This window comes from Rhodoferax sp. (assembly GCF_039922535.1).
Lineage (GTDB): Bacteria > Pseudomonadota > Gammaproteobacteria > Burkholderiales > Burkholderiaceae_C > Rhodoferax_B.
This window is the reverse complement of the sequence record NZ_JBDTEM010000376.1, coordinates 1-2185: the sequence shown is the minus strand read 5'-3', so window position 1 is coordinate 2185 and position 2185 is coordinate 1. Positions and strand designations below refer to the sequence as shown.

The 2185-nt window shown below is 64.8% G+C and carries 1 pseudogene; it reads left to right on the top strand.

From position 1 onward, the window contains the following. Window positions 1-2185, top strand: a pseudogene (locus ABI213_RS18015) (ATP-binding protein); the annotation flags it as partial.

Genomic DNA, 2185 nt, shown 5'->3' with positions numbered 1-2185 from the left:
GGGTGGTGCTGGGCGTGGTCAAGATGCTGGGCGGTGCCTTGCTGGCCTACCTGGCCATCAGCCATGCAGTGCCAGTGGACCGCGCCGTGGATCCAAACCAGATGTACCTGGCGGCCTATGAATACGTGTTTCCGCAGTACGGCTGGGCGGTGGCGGCCACGGCCTTGTTTGTGGTGCTGTCGCAGCTGAAGATCAACGTCACCAACGCCTACGCCGGGTCGCTGGCCTGGTCCAACTTCTTCTCGCGCATCACGCACAGCCACCCGGGGCGGGTGGTGTGGGTGGTGTTCAACACGCTGATCGCCTTCATGTTGATGGAGATGAACGTGTTTGAGGCCCTGGGCGACGTGCTGGGGCTGTATTCCAACATCGCCATCGCCTGGATCATGACCGTGGTGGCAGATTTGGTCATCAACAAGCCGCTGGGCCTGTCGCCACCGGGCATCGAGTTCAAGCGGGCGTATTTGTACGACATCAACCCGGTTGGCGTGGGCGCGATGGGCCTGGCTTCCACCGTGTCCATGCTGGCCTACCTGGGCCTATTCGGGCCTATGGCGCAGGCGTTCTCGGCGCTGATTGCCTTGGGCACGGCCATGTTGGCATCGCCTTTCCTGGCGTGGTGGACCAAGGGCCGTTACTACATTGCGCGTGGGCCCCAGTCCGATTGGCGAGGCATCACCCAACCCCTGGCCGACAGCAGCTACCAGCGCCTGCGCGTGCAGCGCTGCGTGATTTGCGAGCGCGAGTACGAAGCGCCCGACATGGCCCAATGCCCCGCCTACCAAGGTGCCATCTGCTCGCTGTGCTGCACCTTGGATGCGCGCTGTGGCGACCTCTGCAAACCCCAGGCCAGCCTGAAAGTGCAGTGGGCCGCGGCCATGCGCTGGCTGCTGCCCCAGCGCGCCTGGCCGTACCTGGAAACGGGTTTGGCGCATTTCATTTTGCTGATGCTGGTGGTCGTGCCGATTTTGGCTACGTTGTTTGGTTTGCTCTATTTTCAGGAGCTGCAGGCGCTGGTGCAGTCTGCGCTAGAGGCCGATTTCGATCCAAGTTCCGCGCTGCGCTCGGGCTTCATCAAAGCCTACATGGCCCTGGTCTTGATGGCCTGCATCGTGGCCTGGTGGTTTGTGCTGGCGCACAAAAGCCGCCAGGTGGCGCAAGAAGAATCCAACCGCCAAACCCATTTGCTGCAGCGTGAAATCGCCTCGCACGCGCAAACCGACAAAGCCTTGCAAGCCGCCAAATTGGTGGCCGACCAGGCCCGCGCGATTGCAGAGCAGGCCAAGCGCGCGGCCGACCACGCCAACCTGGCCAAAAGCCGCTACATCAGCGCTATCAGCCACGAACTGCGCACCCCGCTCAACAGCATCCTGGGCTACGCGCAGCTGATGGGCGAAGACACCGGCGTGCCGCCGCACCGGCAGCAGGCCATTGGCGTGATCAAGCGCGGCGGCGAACATCTGCTGTCGCTGATCGAAGGCACGCTGGACATCGCCCGCATCGAATCCGGCAAGCTCACGCTGGCCACGCGGCCCATGCCATTTGCCGACCTGCTGCACGAGATGGCCGAAATGTTCGAGCCCCAGGCCCGCGCCAAGGGCTTGCAATTCCACTTCGACCCGCAGGGCGTGCTGCCCGAGCAGGTGCGAGCGGATGAGAAGCGCCTGCGCCAGATCCTCATCAACCTGCTGGGCAACGCCATCAAGTTCACCGCCACCGGCCGTGTGCGCCTGCGCGCCCGCTACGCGCTGGAGATGGCCTTCATCGAGATCGAAGACACCGGGCCCGGCATGCACGCCGACGAGCTGGCCCAGGTGTTTGAACCCTTCGAGCGCGGCGAGGCCCCTGGCAGCGGCGGGGCGGGTGGCGCAGGCCTGGGTCTGACCATTGCCAAAATGCTCACCGACCTGATGGGCGGCGAGATGACCGTGCTCAGCACGCCGGGCAGCGGCTCGGTGTTCCGCGTCAAGCTCTTCCTGCCCGAAATCCACGGTGCCGACCTGAAAACCGTGCGCAGCAGTGCCCCACGCCTGCGCCGCGCCTACCTGGGGCCGCGCCGGAAGCTGCTGGTGGTGGACAACGAAGAGCCCGACCGCGAGCTACTAGTGCAGCTGCTGTAGCCCCTGGGCTTTGAGGTACGCACCGCCGCCAGCGGCCACGACGCGCTCGATCTGCTGGCCGCAGG